Raw genomic sequence first — 17120 nt, forward strand, 5'->3', positions numbered from 1 at the left:
GGCGACGCGCTTCACCCGCCTCCGCCGCGCTCGCGATCGCCACTAGGCCGAATGGTGGCGACCCGCTTCGCCCGCCTCCGCCGCGCTCGCGATCGCCACTAGGCCGAATGGTGGCGACCCGCCTCACCCGGCTCCGCCGCGCTCGCGATCGCCACTAGCCGACGGCGGCGCCGCGCCGGGCCGAGCGCACCTTGCTGCGCCGCTCTTCGAGGATGTTGCCGAAGTTCTGCAGCAACGTCGGGGCACGCATCACCAGATGCTCGATGTGTTCTCGATCGATCTCCAGCGCGGTGACCTCTTCCAGGGCATACGCGCTGGCCAGGTTGGGTTGGCGGGTCAGCGCCGTCAGCCCGAGAAATGCGCCCTCGGACAACGTGCTGATGGGCACGACCGTCCCGTCGTCGGCGGTGGCGGTGAGCTGCACCCGGCCGGCGACCAAGAACGTCATCGCCGCGGGCACCTGTCCGGCGTCCTCCACGATTTCGTCCATGCCGTATCGGACGATTCGCGCCGACGAGCGCAAAGCCCGCTGTTCTTCGGTGCTGAGCCGCAGGGCCGGCGCCACCACCGTGTGCAACGCGTGCTCGACGCGCTGCACCGTCGAGAAGTCGTCATCGGCGTCGTCGAGATGCAAATCCGCGCGTCGGGCCGCGTACCAGGCCCAGCGCAGGAACGTGGCCGTAGCGGCGCCGGCGTCGGCGGGTGAGTCCAATCCGATCGTCGTGCGGTACTCGCCGCCGCCCACGGCCACCGAGCGGGGCACGCTGCCGGCCTTGAGCTGCGGCAGCGCCCGGGCCACCCGCGACAACACCGCGCACACCCGGTCGGGCGCGTCGGCGGTGGAAAAGGCCGTCGTTATCGCCACCTTGTGCGGCCCGGGCGGGCGGCTGAGGTTGGTGAACGACGTGGTGGCCAGCGCCGCATTGGGCATGATCCGGATTCCGCTGCCGGTGTCGATGTGCACGGCGCGCCAGTTCACCTCGACGACGCGCCCGCGCGCGGTGCCGGTGTCGAGCCAGTCATCCATCCGGAACGGCTGCTCGAACAGCATGAACAAGCCCGAGACGATCTGTCCGACGGAGTTCTGCAGCATCAGGCCGATGACGACCGATGTGATGCCCAACGCGGTGAACAGACCGCCGATCCGCACACCCCAGATGTACGACGACATCACCGCCAGACCGACGCAGATCAGCGCGATGCGGGCCACGTCGATGAAGATGGTGGGAAGCCTTTTGCGCCAGCTTTTTTCGGGGGCGCGTTCGAACACGGTCGCGTTGAGCCCGGACAAAAGCAGCACCACCACCAGCAGGCCGAACACGGTGGTGAGGATTCGCACCGGGATGTCGCCGGCCGGAATCCCCGAGGCCTGGACCAAGAGCAGCAACAGCGCGCCGAGCGGTAGCAGGTAGTTGCGCAGCAGCGCGACCTGCCTGGCCAGGGGGCTGTGCCTGCGCAGTAGCGCATCGTGCAGTTCGGTGAGAAGGATCATCCCGACCGGCAATCCGATCGCGATGCCGACCGCCCAGTAGAACCATGACGAACCGAAGATGTTCATCAGCGCTCCAGCAACCGGTAGATCGCCTGATCGGTCCCGCCGACCGAAATCGTGCCCGCCGCCGTGAACTGGCGAACGTCGCGCATCGCTTCATATACCTGCGAGCTGACGTAGATGCCGGCCTGCGGTGCGCCGCTGTGCATTTGGTAGGCGAGACTCACCGCGCCGCCCCACATGTCGTAGACCAGGCCGGAGCGGCCCACCAATCCGCTGACGGCGTTGCCGGTGTTGACGCCGACGCGAAGGCCCAGCTGATGGCTGCTCTGACTGTTGAACCGATCAATGATGCGGCCGATTTCGAGGGCGAAGTCCACGGCACGGTGGATGCTGTCCAGCCGGGGGGTGACGACCCCACAGCTGGCGAGATAACCGTTGTGGAACGTGCGGATCCGTTCGACGCCGAGGGATTCGGCGGCCGAATCGAACTGCCGGAAAAGCTCGTCGACAGTGCCCACCAATTCGGCTTCCGGCATCTCGGTGAAGATTTCGTCGAGGCCGACGATGTCGGCGTAGATGACGGCGACGTCCTGATGTTTCTGGGCGATCGTCGCCTCGCCGTCGCGGTAGCGTTGCAGCACCGACTCGGGCATCAAGGCCAGCATCAGGCGGTCGTTCTCGCGGCGCTGCTCATTGAGCAGCTCCTCCTTGATGGCGAGGTTTCGGCTCATCTCATTGAAAGCCGCCGTGAGATCACCGATTTCGTCGCGCGTGCGCACCGGGATGTTGATGTCGTAATCACCGGAGCTGATCTTGCGGGTGCCCTCCTCGAGGCGGCGGACCGGACGTACCGCCGCCTGGGCGACGAACATCGAGGCCACACAAATAGCGAAAATCATTGCGGTGACCGCAATGACGAGGTTCTTGCTGAACCGGCCCAGCCGCGCAAAGGCATCGGAGTTGTCGCGGGTTGCCAGGATCGACCAGTGCAGATCGGAGTTGGGTATGTTCAGCGGGGCGTAGGCTTCCAGCTCCCGATTACCCGTGTAGTCGGTGGCGCTCATGACGCCGGTCTCCCCGCGCTGGGCGGCGCGAAGGCCCGCGGTCGGCACCGGCTGCACCAACGTGGTGCCCCCCAGGCGCAGCGCCCTGTCCACGACGTCGGGCGGCGTGCCGGCCTCGATCGCCTCGTGCCGGTATTGCTTGGGGTCTTCGATGAATACCCTTGAATCGGAACGCATCAGGTCGTCGGGCCCGGCGAGATAGGTCTCGGTCGCCGGGCCCATCCCCGCGGCTTCCCAATGCTTGTTGGCGGTCATGATCGTGTTGATCTTCCCGATCGGCACCGGCAGGGCCATGACCCCTTCGAATTTGCCGTTCATGCCGACGGGCGACACCACCCACGCCGTGGGAGTGTCGAGTTGCGGCTGGTACTGGGCGAAGTCGGTGATCCAGACGAAGTCGACGTCGTTGGACGCCATGGCTTTTTGGTAGGCGCCGCGCAGGTTGGATCCGCGATAGGGACCGGTGAGGATATTGGTCCCCAGATCTGGACCCTTCATGACGCTGTAGACGACGTTGCCCTGCATGTCCAGCAGGAGCGCATCGCGGTAATCGAAGCGGTTGACGATACCGCGCATGAAAAAGTCGAAGTGCGCGTTGGCCGCCGACCACGGGCTGCCGTCGCCGGCGTCCTCGGCGGGCGGCGAATCGGCGGCCGGCCTGGGCGCCGCGGTGTAGTGCGCCTGAAGGTACTTCTGCGCGTTGGAACTCGGCAGCACCGCCTTGAGATCGATCGCGTTACCGGTGATCTGTTTGATCGGTTTGATCATGTCGTTTTCGTAGTAATTGACCAGGGTCTGCTCTTGGGCGGGCGTGATGGTCGCATTGGCCAGCTGGGCAAACGCGGCGGTGAGGTTCGCCGTTGCGTCGTTGATGCCGAACCCGCCGCTCTGCACGATCAGCGAACTCGTCAGCTCCCTGAACAATGCCTGCACCGCTCGCCTCTGGGACTCGCGCATCTCGATCAATCGTTCGGATTCGACTTGCCGCAACGCGGTGCGGCCCGACACGGCCCCGATGAGGCCGATCACCGCGACGCCCAAGATGCTCGAGAGGAGCATGGTGATCAGGATTTTGGATTGGATGCCGAACCGGAAACGGCTGCGCAGCGGGCGCGTACGCGCCGCGGACTGGGGTGCCGGGGCGGGGTCGATGGGGGGTGCGGCATCGGTTAGCTCGCTCGTCGTCAATTGCCTGCCCCTTTTCTCGGGATCCAGCTCCTCACGCAGCAGACTAGCGCGCACACAGGAAGATATTGAGCGTTTGCCGTGACGCGATCGGGCGTCAAAAGCGCTGGTGCCCCACGCGTGCATCGCCATCCCGACACGACTAACGTCGGGCCCCATGGCAGGGGTATGTGTAGTCGGCAGCGTGAACATCGATCTCTCGCTGGGCGTCGGAGCCCTTCCGCGGCCCGGCGAAACGGTGTTGGCGTCGTCCCTGACACAGGCGCCCGGCGGTAAGGGCGGCAATCAGGCGGTAGCGGCGGCGCGCGCGGGTGCGCGCGTGCAGTTCGTCGGTGCGGTCGGTGACGACGCGGCCGCCGAGCAGTTGCGGGCACACTTGCGGGCCAACGGGGTCGGGCTCGACGGGGCCGTCGAAATCCCCGGGCCCAGCGGCACCGCCATCGTCGTCGTGGATGCCAACGCCGAGAACACCATCGTGGTCGCGCCGGGCGCCAACGGGAGCTTCACGCTGACCGATGACCGCGCGCGCAGCGTGGTCGCCGACTGCGATGTGATGTTGACCCAGCTGGAGATCCCGGTCGACACGGCGGTCGCGGCGGCGCAACAAGCCCGTTCGGCCGGGGCGGTCGTCGTCGTGAACGCCTCACCGGCCGGTCAGGATCCCGCGTCGCTGGGCGAGTTGGCGGCGGCCGCCGACGTGGTGATCACCAACGAAGAGGAAGCCAACGAATGGCCTTGGCGCCCAACACACCTGGTGGTCACCCTGGGTTCGCGCGGCGCCCGTTACGTCGGCGCCGACGGCGAGTACTCGGTGCCCTCCCCCGCAGTGGACGCGGTGGACACCACCGGCGCAGGCGACGTGTTCGCCGGTGTACTCGCCGCGAACTGGCCGCCCAACCCCGGCTCACCGGACGAGCGGCGGCTCGCGCTACAGCGCGCCTGCGCGGCGGGCGCGCTGGCGACGCTGGTTCCCGGCGCCGGTGATTGCGCACCCGACGCCGAGGCGATCGACAACGCGCTGCAGAACGCGTCCTAGCCGCTTGACCGCGGCGGCTGCCCCTAGTCTTCGGGGATTTCGCGTTCGATCTCGTCGAGCCAGATGCGGGCCGACATGTCCGACGGGGCACGCCAGTCCCCGCGCGGGGACAGCGAACCGCCGTGCGACACCTTTGGCCCATTGGGCAATGCCGAACGCTTGAACTGGCTGAACGAGTAGAACCGCTGCACGAAGACCTGCAGCCAGTGCCGAATCTCCTTGAGCGAGTATGACGGCCGCTTGTCTTCGGGAAAGCCCGGCGGCCAATTGCCCTGCTCGGGATCGCTCCACGCATGCCAGGCCAAAAACGCGATCTTCGACGGCCGGAAACCGAAGCGCAACACGTGGAACAGTGAAAAGTCCTGCAGCGCAAACGGGCCGACTTTCGCCTCGCTGCTCTGCAACTCTTCCTCTTCGCCGCTGGGAACCAGCTCCGGGGTGATCTCGGTGTCGAGCACCGACTGCAGCACCTCGCTGACCTCCGACTCGAACTGCTGCGAGGAAATCACCCAACGGATCAGGTGCTGGATCAGCGTCTTAGGCACGCCGCCGTTGACGTTGTAGTGCGACATCTGGTCGCCGACACCGTAGGTCGACCAGCCCAATCCGAGTTCGGACAGGTCGCCGGTGCCCAGCACGATGCCACCGCGCTGGTTGGCCAGCCGGAACAGATAGTCGGTGCGCAAGCCGGCCTGCACATTCTCGAACGTGACGTCATAGACCTTCTCGCCACGCGAGAAGGGATGATCCATCTCCTTGAGCATCAGCTCCGCGGTCTCGCGGATGTCGATCTCGGAGAACGTCACCCCCAGGGCACGGCACAGCTCGATCGCGTTGCGCTTGGTGCGGTCCCCGGTCGCGAAGCCGGGCAGCGTGAACGCCAGAATGTCGCTACGCGGCCGCTGTTCGCGGTCCATGGCGCGCGCGGCGACGATCAGCGCATGCGTCGAGTCCAGCCCACCGGAAATACCGATGACGACCTTCGGGAAATCCAAAGCGCGCAACCGCTGTTCGAGGCCGGCGACCTGGATGTTGTAGCCCTCGAAGCAATCCTGTTCCAGCCGTTGCGGGTCGGCCGGCACGAAGGGGAACCGCTCGATGTCGCGCAGCAGCCCGATGTCGCCGCCCGGTGGGTCCAGCCGGAACTCGATGCGCCGGAACGACTCCGCCGTCGTCCGGTGGTGGCGCCGGTTGTCGTCGAACGTGCCCATCCGGAGCCGTTCCGAGCGGAGCAATTCGATGTCGACGTCGGCGACGCTGCGTCGCTCCCCCTTCGGGAAGCGCTCGGACATGGCGAGCAGCACACCGTTTTCGAACACCATGGTCTGACCGTCCCAGGCCAGATCCGTCGTCGATTCGCCTTCTCCGGCAGCCGAATACACGTAGGCGGCCAGGCAACGCGACGAGGCCGAACGGGCCAGCAGGCAGCGGTCCTCGGCGCGGCCGATGGTGATGGGGCTGCCAGACAGGTTGGCCAGCACCGTCGCACCGGCGAGCGCGGCCTCGGCGCTGGGCGGGATCGGCACGAACATGTCCTCGCAGATCTCCACGTGCAGCACGAAGCCGGGCAGGTCGGAGGCGGCGAACAGCAGATCCGGGCCGAACGGCGTCTCGACCCCCGCGAGCCGGATGGTGCCGCGCTCGTCGTCGCCCGGGGCGATCTGGCGGCGCTCGTAGAACTCTCGATAGGTGGGCAGGTAGGACTTCGGCGCCACCCCGAGCACCGCGCCGCGGTGGATGACCACGGCGGCGTTGTAGATGCGGTGCCGGTGGCGGACCGGCGCGCCGACCACCAAGACCGGCAACAACTCGGCCGAGGACGCGACGATGTCCGCGAGGGCCCTTTCGACGTCGTCGAGCAGCAGGTCTTGCAGGACGATGTCTTCGATGGAATAGCCGGACAACGTCAGTTCCGGGAAAACGGCCAGCGCAACGCCGTCGTCGTGGCACTCGCGGGCCATCCGCAGAACCGATTCGGCGTTCGCCGCGGGGTCACCGATGACGGTGTGGTGGGTGCACGCGGCGACGCGGGCAAAGCCCTGGCTGTAAGCGTTGTAAAAGTCCATCGCCCTTCCATTGTCGCCTCGAGGGTGTCAACTCCTCGCCGCCGGGTATCCCCAACGGCATGAGCGACACTGCTGTCCTGGTGGTCGACATGATGAATACCTATCAACATCCCGACGCTGAAGATCTAATACCCAATGTCGAGAAGATCATTGAGCCTTTGGCCGATTTGGTCCGGCGGGCACGCGCGTCCGACAAGGTCGACCTCATCTACGTCAACGACAACTACGGCGATTTCACCGCCGAATTCTCCGGAATCGTCCGCTCGGCGCTCGACGGGGCGCGGCCCGATCTGGTGAAGCCGATCGCCCCCGCCGAGGGCAGCCGGCTGATGACCAAGGTCCGCCACAGCGCGTTCTATTCGACCGCGCTGGCGTACCTGCTGGGCCGGCTGGACACCAAGCGGTTGATCATCACCGGCCAGGTCACCGAGCAGTGCATCCTCTACACGGCCCTGGACGCCTACGTGCGGCACTTTCCCGTCGTGATCCCGACGGATGCGGTCGCCCACATCGACGCCGAGCTGGGTGCGGCAGCGTGCAAGATGATGGAGCAGAACATGTCCGCCGAGCTCACGACCGCGGCGGGCTGCCTGGGCCCGGCTTGATCCGTACCCTGGGCAGGTGACCGTCACCCGCGCCGAATCCCCGGAACTGGTCACGCTGCTGGCCGGGCGCCGGATCGCGGTGCTCACGGGCGCGGGCATCTCCACCGATTCCGGCATCCCCGACTACCGCGGGCCCGATTCACCGCCCAGCAATCCCATGACCATTCAGCAGTTCATCGGCGACGCGGCGTTTCGGCAGCGGTACTGGGCGCGCAACCATGTCGGTTGGCGGCACATGGACGACACGCTGCCCAACGCGGGCCACCGGGCGCTGGCCGCCCTCGAGGCAGCGTCGGTGGTCACCGGCGTCATCACCCAGAACGTCGACCTGTTGCACACCAAGGCCGGCAGCCGCAACGTCATCAACCTGCACGGCACCTACGCGCGGGTGATCTGCCCGAGCTGCGGCCACACCATGAGCCGCGCCGCGCTCGCCGAACAGCTGGAAGCGCTCAACCCCGGATTCATCGAGCGCGCCGAGGCGATCGGCGGGCTGGCGGTGGCTCCCGATGCCGACGCCGTCGTGGCCGATACCACGTCGTTCCGCTATCTCGACTGCCCGCGCTGCGCCGGCATGCTCAAACCCGACATCGTCTATTTCGGAGACAGCGTTCCCAAAGATGTTGTCGCGCAGGCGTATCAGATGGTCGACGAGGCCGACGCGCTGCTGGTGGCCGGGTCGTCGCTGACCGTGTTCTCCGGCTATCGATTCGTGCGGCACGCGGCCGCGCTGGGCATGCCGGTCGCCATCATCAACCGCGGCAGCACCCGCGGCGACGAGCTGGCCACGGTGAAGGTCGACGGCGGGTGCTCCGAACTGCTCGCGCTGCTCGCCGACGAGTTATCGCCGCTGGCAACGCATTAGAAGGTGCACGGCATGCCGCGAACGGCGTGCACGAAATTGCCGGCCAGATACGTCGGCTCGCCCGCCTGGATGCCGGGCAGCTGTCGAAACAGCTCGCCAAAGATGGCCCGCAGCTGTGCCCGGGCGACGTGCGCGCCGAGGCAGAAGTGCAACCCGCCGCCGCCGAAGCCGACGTGCGGGTTGGGGTCACGGCCCAGGTTCAGGCGTTCGGGGTGGTCGAACGCGTCGGTGTCCCAGTTGCCGGACGGGTAGAACATCACCACCTTCTCCCCCGCCAGAATGGTCTGACCGTCCAGCTCGATATCCGTTGCCGCCGTGCGGCGGAAGGTCATGACCGGGGTCGCCCAGCGGATGAACTCCTCGACGGCGGTGCCGATGCGGTTGTCGAAATCGTCGAGCAGCCAAGCTTTTTCGTCGGGGAAGTCGGTGAGCGCCCTCAGGGTGTGGCTGATGGTCTGGCGGGTGGTGTCATTACCCGCCACCGAGAGCAGCACGAAGAACGCCGCCACCTCCGCGTCTTCCAGACGGTCGCCGTCCACCTCCGCGGTCACCAGGCTGCTGATCAGGTCGTCGCCCGGGCGCTCACGTCGTTCGGTGGCCAGGGCACCGACGACCTGATGGAGGTACAGCTGGTTTTCGATCAGGACCTCCATCGCAGGACGGCCGTTGAGGAATTCCGGGTCGGCCCAGGAGACCAGGGCGTCGGTGGCGTGTGCCATGCGCTCGCGCTCGGATTCCGGGATTCCCATCATGTCCGACAGCGTGCGGATGGGCAGTTCCTTGGCGCAGTGGTCAACGAAATCCGCGCCGCTGCCGGCGGCCCGCAGTTCGTCGACGATGGTCTTCGCGTTGGCCTTGATCGAATCCTCGATGCGGCGCACCTGCCGGGGGCTCAACGCCGCGTGGGCGAGCTTGCGCAGCTTGGTGTGTCGCGGCGGGTCCATCGCCAAGAACGACTGCGACGCCTCGAGCAGCTCGACGGGGATGCTCTCGAACATCACCCCCTGGCCGGACAGGAAGACGTCGTTGTTGCGGCTGACCGCGACGATGTCGGCGCGCCGGGTGACCGCCCAGAAGCCGGGATCCGTGGGATCGGGCATCAGCGAGTCCTCGACCGGCGGATGCCAGCTGACCGGGCGCTCGGCGCGCAGCACGGCGAAGGAGCGTTCCCGATCCGCCGCCGTCGTGGACCAGAACGCCCGTGAAGACAGGTCGATCTCGTCGTAGGCGCGGCCGGATTTCTCGGCCCCCGGTGTACCCGTCATCACGGCCATGGTGGCTGTTCCTCTCCTGTATGACGCCGGTCACAGACTCCACGCGACGATATGCCTAGACAGTGTGTCTAGTCAACATGTCGACGGCTCGGCTATGCTCGGCGCATGCCGTCGCTCACCCGCAAGCCGCAGGGCCACCGAAGCGCGGGGCGTGAGCAGCGGCGCGAGCAGATGGAGCGCCGGCTGCTGGATGCCACCGAACGGCTGATGCGCGACGGCGCGAGCTTCACCGAGCTCAGCGTGGATCGGCTCTCCGGGGAGGCGGGCATCTCGCGTGCCAGCTTCTACATCTACTTCGAGGACAAAGGCCATCTGCTCCGCCAACTCGCGGGCCAGGTGTTCGGCGATTTGACCGACGGCGCACGGCGCTGGTGGACGGTGGCCGGGCGCCACGACCCCGATGACGTGCGCACGGCGATGAGCAGCATCATCGCCACCTATCGACGGCACCAGGCGGTGCTGGTCGCGCTCAACGAGATGGCCGCCTACGACACACTGACCGGGGATACGTACCGCGAACTGCTGACCGGAATCTCCGGGCAGCTCACCCGGGTCATCGAAGAGGGCCAGGCCGACGGCTCGATCCGCCCCGAACTGGCGGCCGTCACCACCGCCAGCGCGCTCACCTGGATGGTCGAGCGCGCCTGCCAGCAGAACCTCCCGGCGCAGCCGCCCGGCTACGATGCCGAGCTGGCCGCCGCCCTCGCCGAGATCGTTTGGGGCGCACTATATCTCAAGCCCACGACGGAAAGCTGACGGTAATTGCGCGACCAGACGCAGAATCGCACGTTCGAAGACCAAATCATGCGATTCTGCGTCTGCTCGCCCCTTAGACCGCCACCAGGTCGTCGGCATGCACCACGGGCCTGCGCAGCTCGCCGGGCAGCTCGCTGGTCGAGCGCCCCATCATGGTGAGCAGCTCCGTCGCGTCGTAGGCGACCACGCCGCGAGCCACCATCGCCGCGTCCGGCCCACGCAATTCGACGACGTCGCCGCCGAAGAACCGGCCGGACACCGCGGTGATTCCCGCCGGAAGCAGCGAGCGGCGCTGCCCGACGACCGCGCGCACCGCCCCTTCGTCGAGGGTCAGCGCACCGGCCGCCTCGGCGGCGTACCGCACCCAGAACCGCCGCGCCGACATCCGCGCGGGCCGCGCGGCGAACACCGTGCCGACGGAGGCATCAGTGAGCGCGGTCGAGGCGTCGGCGGCGGCGGCCAGCAGCACCGGCACACCGGCGTCGGCGGCCAGCAGCGCCGACGACATCTTGGAGGTCATGCCGCCGGTGCCCAAGTCGCTGCCGGGCCCGGCGATCACGCCGACCAGGTCCACCGAACCCGAAACCTCCGGAATGAACTGCGCGCCTTGGGTTTTGCGTGGATCGGAGTCATACAGCCCGTCGATGTCGGACAACAACACCAGCGCCTCGGCGCCGACCAGGTGCGCCACCAGCGCCGAAAGCCGGTCGTTGTCGCCGAACCGGATCTCGTTAGTGGCCACCGTGTCGTTTTCGTTGACGATCGCCACCGCATGCAGTGCCCGCAGCCGATCCAGCGTGCGCTGGGCGTTGGTGTGCTGGGCGCGCATCGAGATGTCGTGAGCGCTCAGCAGCACCTGCCCGACCGTGCGGCCGTAGCGGCCGAACGCGGCGCTCCACGAATTCACCAGCGCCACCTGACCGACGCTGGCGGCGGCCTGCTTGGTCGCCAGATCCCTGGGGCGACGCGACAATCCGAGCGGCTCGATGCCGGCGGCGATGGCACCGGAGGACACGATCACGACGTCGGTGCCCGCCTTCATCCGGGCCTCGATCGCGTCGGCGAGGCCGGCCAGTCGGCCGGCGTCGAACACTCCGGCCTCGGTGGTCAACGCGTTGGTACCCACCTTGACCACCAGGCTGCGAGCGTTGCGGATGGCGTCGCGATGGGGGCTCACGGCTCCTCGCCGCGTTCTTTGGTTCTGCGCCGCTCCTCCGCATCGCGGCGCTCTGCATCGTCGCCGGCGCGGCGCTGGCGCCGGGCGGCCTTGCGCTCCGCGGCGCCGACACGCTCGCTACGCTCGAGGCGCGCGTCGGTTCCCCGGCCCGAAAGCGCAACCTGTTGTCCCGCAGGTGTTTGCGGCTCCCAATCGAACGTCATGTCGCCGATGGTCACCTCGCACCCCGGGCGCGCACCCAGCCGCAGCAGTTCCTCTTCGACCCCGAGGCGCGCCAGGCGGTCGCCGAGATAGCCCACGGCCTCGTCGTTGTCGAAGTTGGTCTGACGCACCCAGCGTTCGGGCCGCGCGCCGCTGACCACGAAAGCGCCCGGCTGCTCGGGATCCGCTTCCACCCGAAACCCGCTGTCGTCGACCGGGACCGGACGGATCACCGGACGGCGCGGCACGATCTCCGGTTGGGCGGCCTTGTGTTCCGAGATCATCTTCCACAGCCCGAAGATCAATGGCTGCAAACCTTCTCGCGCGACCGTGGACACCAGGAACACCGGCCAGCCGCGCTCGGCGACCTCGTCGAGGACGAATTCGGCGAGCTCGCGTGCCTCGGGAAGGTCGATCTTGTTGAGCACCACCGCGCGGGGCCGCTCGGCGAGATCACCCAACGTCGCATCCCCTCGCAGCGTGGGTGTATACGCGGCGAGTTCGGCCTCCAGCGCGTCGATATCGGAGATCGGGTCCCGGCCCGGCTCCGCGGTGGCGCAATCCACGACATGCACCAGCACCGCGCATCGCTCGATGTGCCGCAGGAAGTCCAGGCCCAGTCCGCGGCCCTGCGAGGCGCCGGGGATGAGGCCGGGAACGTCGGCGACGGTGAAGGTGTGCTCACCGGCCGACACCACCCCGAGATTGGGCACCAGCGTGGTGAACGGGTAGTCGGCGATCTTGGGTTTGGCCGCCGAGATGGTGGACACCAGCGACGACTTGCCGGCCGACGGAAAACCGATCAGGCCGGCATCGGCGACGGTCTTGAGTTCCAGCGTCAGGTCGCGGGTCTCGCCCTGCTCGCCCAGCAGCGCAAAGCCGGGGGCCTTGCGCGCGCGCGAGGCGAGCGCGGCGTTGCCCAGCCCGCCGCGGCCACCGGCGGCGGCTTCGAAGCGGGTGCCCGCGCCGACCAGGTCGGCCAGCAGCCTGCCGTTGTCGTCGAGGACGACGGTTCCGTCGGGAACTTTGACTTCCAGATCGGCACCGGCGGCGCCGTCGCGGTTGCTGCCCATCCCCTGCTTGCCCGAGGGCGCGGTGACATGGGGATGGAAATGAAAGTCCAGCAGGGTGTGGACCTGCGGATCGACGACGAAGACGATGCTGCCGCCGCGGCCGCCATTGCCGCCGTCGGGGCCGCCGAGCGGCTTGAACTTCTCGCGGTGGACCGAGGCGCAGCCGTTGCCCCCGGAACCGGCGCGCGCATGGATGACGACGCGGTCGACGAACCGAGGCATTGTGGGTCCTCTCACCCGTCTCGCTCGCCGAACGTGCGGGTACTGCGAGAATTGCCTCGAATTATCGCAGTGGGTGCACGCTCGCGGCGCTCAGTCGGTGGTTTGCCCGGCCGCGACGATGTTGACGGTCTTGCGCCCGCGCTTGATTCCGAATTCGACGGCGCCGGCTTCCTTGGCGAACAAGGTGTCGTCACCGCCGCGCCCGACACCGACACCCGGGTGGAACTTGGTGCCGCGCTGACGGACGATGATTTCGCCGGCCTTGACGACCTGGCCGCCGAATCGCTTCACACCCAGCCGCTGTGCGGCGGAATCGCGACCGTTGCGCGAGCTGGAAGCGCCCTTCTTGTGTGCCATTGCGTCGTCCTTTACTCAGTGCTGTCTGTTCTTCGCCTGACGGCTCGTCACTTGATGCCGGTGACCTTCAGGACCGTCAGCTGCTGACGGTGTCCCTGACGCTTGTGGTAGCCGGTCTTGTTCCGGAACTTGTGGATACGGATCTTGGGGCCCTTGGTGTGCTCGAGCACCTCGCCGGTGACCGCGACCTTGGCCAGCGCGGCCGCATCGGTGGTCACCTTGGCGCCGTCCACCACCAGTGCGACCGGCAGCGACACGTTCGAACCCGGCTCAGACTCGAGCTTCTCGACCTTGACCACGTCCCCGACGGCGACCTTGTACTGCTTGCCGCCCGTCTTGACGATTGCGTAGGTCGCCATCGTTGCTCTGCTCCTTCTTCTAACCGCTGCTCGGCGCGTCGCGCGCGAACCAGCCGCGGTGCACGTGGTGGGTCTGGGTTGCGGGCCTGCGCCGATTCACGGGAGTCCCGCTGCCGCCGGCAAAGCTTAGTCGCCCGGCCTGACGACAACTGTCCAAGGGTACGTGACCAGCGGCTACAGGGTCAAACCGGACACCACCGGGCTTTGGCGCTCAGTCCGCGTGGATCGGCGGTCCGGCGGGCCTGCCCGCCGCACGTCGGCGCCGGGGCCGACCGGCGGCCGGACCCCCCTGGTCCGCCGCCGCCGAGCCCTGCCCGGCCTCGGAATCCTCGGAGTCGTCGGAATCGTCGGAGTCCTCGGTGTCCAGGTCGTCGTCTTCTAGCTCGAGATCCTCGTCATCGTCGCCCAGGTCTTCCTCGTCATCGAGGTCATCGTCGTCCGAATCGTCATCCGAGTCGTCATCGGAATCGTCGTCCGAGTCCTCGTCATCCGATTCATCGTCGTCCGAGTCCTCGTCGTCCGAGTCGTCGAAGTCCTCCTGGTCGGTGTCGGCGACGTCCTCGTCGCGCGTCGCCTTCTTCGGCTCGAACTCGTCGGTGGCTTCCTCGGTGGCCTCGTCGGATTCGTCGTCGTCGGATGGCGCCTGCGTGGACGAGCCGGCCGCCATCGCCTTGAACATCGGGTGTTCGCCCGGAGCGTGGGCGGGCACCTTGGCCACAACCGGCTCCTCGGCCTTGTTCTTCTTGCGCCGGCCGCGCCGGCCCCCGGACTCGGACTTGCGGCCGTTCGACGGGGCCGAATCCACCGGGTCGGCGTGCAGCAAGATGCCGCGGCCGCCGCAGTTCGGGCACGACGTCGAGAAGGCCTCGACCAGCCCGGTGCCCAACCGCTTACGGGTCAGCTGCACCAAACCGAGCGAGGTGACCTCGGACACCTGATGGCGCGTGCGGTCACGGGCCAGCGCCTCGGTGAGCCGGCGCAGCACCAGATCGCGGTTGGATTCGAGCACCATGTCGATGAAGTCGATAACGACGATGCCGCCGATGTCGCGCAGCCGCAGTTGGCGCACGATCTCCTCGGCCGCCTCGAGGTTGTTCTTGGTGACCGTCTGCTCGAGGTTACCGCCGGACCCGGTGAACTTGCCGGTGTTGACGTCGACCACGGTCATCGCCTCGGTCCGGTCGATCACCAGGGTGCCGCCCGAGGGCAGCCAGACCTTCCGGTCCATCGCCTTCGCCAGCTGTTCGTCGATCCGGTGCACGGCGAACACGTCCGGCCCCGCCGACCCGTCCGGCCCGGCGGGTGGCTCGTGTTTGCTCAGCTTCGAAACCAAGTCGGGCGCAACGGAATTCACGTATTCGTTGATGGTGTTCCAGGCCTCGTCACCGGAGACCACCAGGCCGGCGAAGTCTTCGTTGAACAAGTCGCGGATGACCTTGACCAGCACGTCGGGCTCTTCGTAGAGGGCCACCGCGGCACCGGCGGCCTTCTCCTTGATCTCGATCGCCTTGGCCTCGATCTGTTTCCAGCGCTCCTGCAGGCGGGTGACGTCGTTGCGGATGTCTTCTTCTTTCACGCCCTCGGACGCGGTCCGGATGATCACCCCCGCGTCGGACGGCACGACCTCGCGCAGGATCTCCTTGAGCCGCTGGCGCTCGGTGTCGGGCAGCTTGCGGCTGATCCCTGTCGACGACGCGCCGGGCACGTAGACCAGGTAGCGGCCCGCCAGCGACACCTGCGTGGTGAGCCGCGCGCCCTTGTGCCCGACCGGGTCCTTGCTGACCTGAACGACGACGTAGTCGCCGGGCTTGAGCGCTTGTTCGATCTTGCGGTCGGATCCACCCAGCCCGGCCGCTTCCCAGTTGACCTCGCCGGCGTAGAGCACGCCGTTGCGGCCGCGACCGATGTCGACGAACGCCGCCTCCATCGAGGGCAGCACGTTCTGCACGATGCCGAGGTAGATGTTGCCGACCAACGAGGCCGACGCGGCCGAGGTGACGAAGTGCTCGACGACGATGCCGTCCTCGAGCACCGCGATCTGGGTGTACCGCGAACCCTGGTGTGGCGGCTCGCTGCGGACCCGGTCGCGGACGACCATGACGCGTTCGACGGCCTCGCGGCGGGCCAAGAACTCGGCCTCGGTCAGCACCGGGGGGCGGCGCCGCCCGGCGTCACGGCCGTCTCGGCGCCGTTGCCGCTTGGCCTCCAGCCGAGTCGAGCCGTCGATGCCTTTGATCTCGTTGCTCGAGTTGCCGCCGTCGCCGCCGTTCTTGCCGCTGCGGGGCGACCGCTCGTGCACGACCGTGTTGGGCGGGTCGTCGGGCGAGGGCGCCTCGTCGTTGTCGTCGCCCGATCCGGATTTGCGCCGCCGGCGCCGGCGGCGGCGGCGGTTGCCACCGTCCGCCGAACCGTCGTCACCGCCGTCGGAGTCGTCAGCGTCGTCGGAGTCCTCGTCGTCGGCGTCGTCGGAATCGCCGGCTTCGGACTGGGCGGCTTTCTTGCCCCGGCCCTGCGGCTCGTCGTCGTCACCGCCGTCGTTCTGGCCCTCGGGACCGCCCTGCTCGCCGCGTCCACGGCCGCGCCCGCGGCGGCCGCGACGGCGCCGCCGGTTCGACGGCCGGTCGGCCTGCTCGTCGTCGTCGCCGTCGGAATCGTCGGAGTCGGCATCCTCGTCGGTGCCGCTGTCGTCGTCGCTGTCCAGCGGCTGCGGCGCGACGAACAGCGGCATGTAATGCGGACGCTCGGCGGCGTTGTCGGGGGTTTCCAGCAGCAGCCGGGACTCGGGTTCGCCGGCGTCGGCTCCGGCGGCCGCGCCGGCATCCTCCTGAGTCTCCGGGGGCTGGGCGGCCAGCAGGTCACGCACCCGCACCGCGTCGGCGCGGTCCACGGTGGAATGCGCGCTGCGAATCCGCCCGTCCAGCTCGCTGAGCGCGTCCAACACCCGTTTGCTGGTGGTTCCCAGCGTTCGGGCCAGCGAATGGACCCTCAACCGGTCGGGCAGCTCCTCGGGCCGGGTCGATTCTTCTGATGGGTCTGCAGTTGGTGCACCGTCTACCACGTATTCTCCTCAAGCCCCCGGGCGCGTCGTTGCGACGCGGCCACGCGAGGGCTTCGCTATTGGCCCGGGTCACTTCTCCCGGGCTTGTGATGGTCTCGCCCCGAGCGGCTCAGGTTAGAACCCACTCGGCGCCGTGCTGAATGACGGCCTGACATGCAGCGAACCAAGGCGACGGGGCTATGGTCGCGCTTGTCTAAGTCTTCATTCGGGTGTCTGACGCCGGTCCGGCGACGTTCACCCGAGATCAGTATCCCACATCACGTCGGCGGCCAACCCACACCTGAGGAACCCCGGCCGGGCAAACCCGGTCAGCACCGCGCCGCGGAA

Annotated in this window: 13 protein-coding genes; 4 read left to right on the forward strand and 9 right to left on the reverse strand. The window is 67.8% G+C overall.

Annotation, left to right across the window (positions count from 1 at the left end; all coding sequences use genetic code 11):
• Positions 1 to 154: 154 nt before the first annotated feature.
• Together ACZ50Z_RS12210 and ACZ50Z_RS12215 are read right to left on the reverse strand one after the other, a co-directional pair.
• Entirely contained in the window at positions 155 to 1558 is a 1404-nt protein-coding gene (locus ACZ50Z_RS12210; RefSeq protein WP_464483790.1) for a mechanosensitive ion channel domain-containing protein, read from the reverse strand.
• On the reverse strand, positions 1558 to 3747 hold the full coding sequence (locus ACZ50Z_RS12215) for an adenylate/guanylate cyclase domain-containing protein (protein ID WP_464486206.1): 2190 nt from the start codon (positions 3745 to 3747) through the stop codon (positions 1558 to 1560). The genes ACZ50Z_RS12210 and ACZ50Z_RS12215 overlap by 1 nt, the downstream gene beginning before the upstream one ends.
• Before the next feature lie 154 nt (positions 3748 to 3901).
• Between ACZ50Z_RS12215 and ACZ50Z_RS12220 the strand changes: the two genes are divergently transcribed.
• On the forward strand, positions 3902 to 4780 hold the full coding sequence (locus ACZ50Z_RS12220) for a ribokinase (protein ID WP_464483791.1): 879 nt from the start codon (positions 3902 to 3904) through the stop codon (positions 4778 to 4780).
• A 23-nt stretch (positions 4781 to 4803) separates the two neighbouring features.
• Here ACZ50Z_RS12220 and ACZ50Z_RS12225 read toward each other — a convergent pair whose 3' ends face one another.
• Positions 4804 to 6846, reverse strand: coding sequence for an NAD(+) synthase (locus ACZ50Z_RS12225; RefSeq protein WP_464483792.1), 2043 nt, complete (start codon positions 6844 to 6846; stop codon positions 4804 to 4806).
• 59 nt (positions 6847 to 6905) lie between these two features.
• Between ACZ50Z_RS12225 and ACZ50Z_RS12230 the strand changes: the two genes are divergently transcribed.
• Together ACZ50Z_RS12230 and ACZ50Z_RS12235 are read left to right on the forward strand one after the other, a co-directional pair.
• Positions 6906 to 7451, forward strand: coding sequence for a cysteine hydrolase family protein (locus tag ACZ50Z_RS12230; RefSeq protein WP_464483793.1), 546 nt, complete (start codon positions 6906 to 6908; stop codon positions 7449 to 7451).
• Positions 7452 to 7467: 16 nt separating this feature from the next.
• Positions 7468 to 8316, forward strand: a complete 849-nt coding sequence (locus tag ACZ50Z_RS12235) for an NAD-dependent protein deacetylase (protein ID WP_464483794.1) — start codon at positions 7468 to 7470, stop codon at positions 8314 to 8316.
• Here ACZ50Z_RS12235 and ACZ50Z_RS12240 read toward each other — a convergent pair.
• The gene (locus tag ACZ50Z_RS12240; RefSeq protein ID WP_464483795.1) at positions 8313 to 9590 is read right to left on the reverse strand and encodes a cytochrome P450; all 1278 of its coding nucleotides are present in this window, start codon (positions 9588 to 9590) and stop codon (positions 8313 to 8315) included. The genes ACZ50Z_RS12235 and ACZ50Z_RS12240 overlap by 4 nt on opposite strands.
• Positions 9591 to 9695: 105 nt before the next feature.
• Here ACZ50Z_RS12240 and ACZ50Z_RS12245 point away from each other — a divergent pair, with 105 nt between their 5' ends.
• The gene (locus ACZ50Z_RS12245) at positions 9696 to 10346 is read left to right on the forward strand and encodes a TetR/AcrR family transcriptional regulator (RefSeq protein ID WP_464483796.1); all 651 of its coding nucleotides are present in this window, start codon (positions 9696 to 9698) and stop codon (positions 10344 to 10346) included.
• Between the two features lie 73 nt (positions 10347 to 10419).
• Here the strand turns inward: ACZ50Z_RS12245 and proB are convergent, their stop codons facing one another.
• From proB to rne, 5 genes are all read right to left on the reverse strand, one after another.
• Positions 10420 to 11523 (reverse strand): glutamate 5-kinase, encoded by a 1104-nt coding sequence (gene proB / locus ACZ50Z_RS12250; RefSeq protein ID WP_464483797.1) that lies wholly within the window; start codon positions 11521 to 11523, stop codon positions 10420 to 10422.
• On the reverse strand, positions 11520 to 13019 hold the full coding sequence (gene obgE, locus ACZ50Z_RS12255; RefSeq protein WP_464483798.1) for a GTPase ObgE: 1500 nt from the start codon (positions 13017 to 13019) through the stop codon (positions 11520 to 11522). The genes proB and obgE overlap by 4 nt, the downstream gene beginning before the upstream one ends.
• Before the next feature lie 90 nt (positions 13020 to 13109).
• Positions 13110 to 13376 (reverse strand): 50S ribosomal protein L27, encoded by a 267-nt coding sequence (rpmA, locus tag ACZ50Z_RS12260; RefSeq protein WP_064943816.1) that lies wholly within the window; start codon positions 13374 to 13376, stop codon positions 13110 to 13112.
• A 47-nt stretch (positions 13377 to 13423) separates the two neighbouring features.
• Positions 13424 to 13735, reverse strand: coding sequence for a 50S ribosomal protein L21 (gene rplU, locus ACZ50Z_RS12265; RefSeq protein ID WP_007769829.1), 312 nt, complete (start codon positions 13733 to 13735; stop codon positions 13424 to 13426).
• 211 nt (positions 13736 to 13946) lie between these two features.
• A complete protein-coding gene (rne, locus tag ACZ50Z_RS12270) occupies positions 13947 to 16793 on the reverse strand; it encodes a ribonuclease E (RefSeq protein ID WP_464483799.1) in 2847 nt (948 codons plus the stop codon).
• Positions 16794 to 17120: the final 327 nt, after the last annotated feature.

This window comes from Mycobacterium sp. NTMscope_MAC_269 (assembly GCF_976985695.1).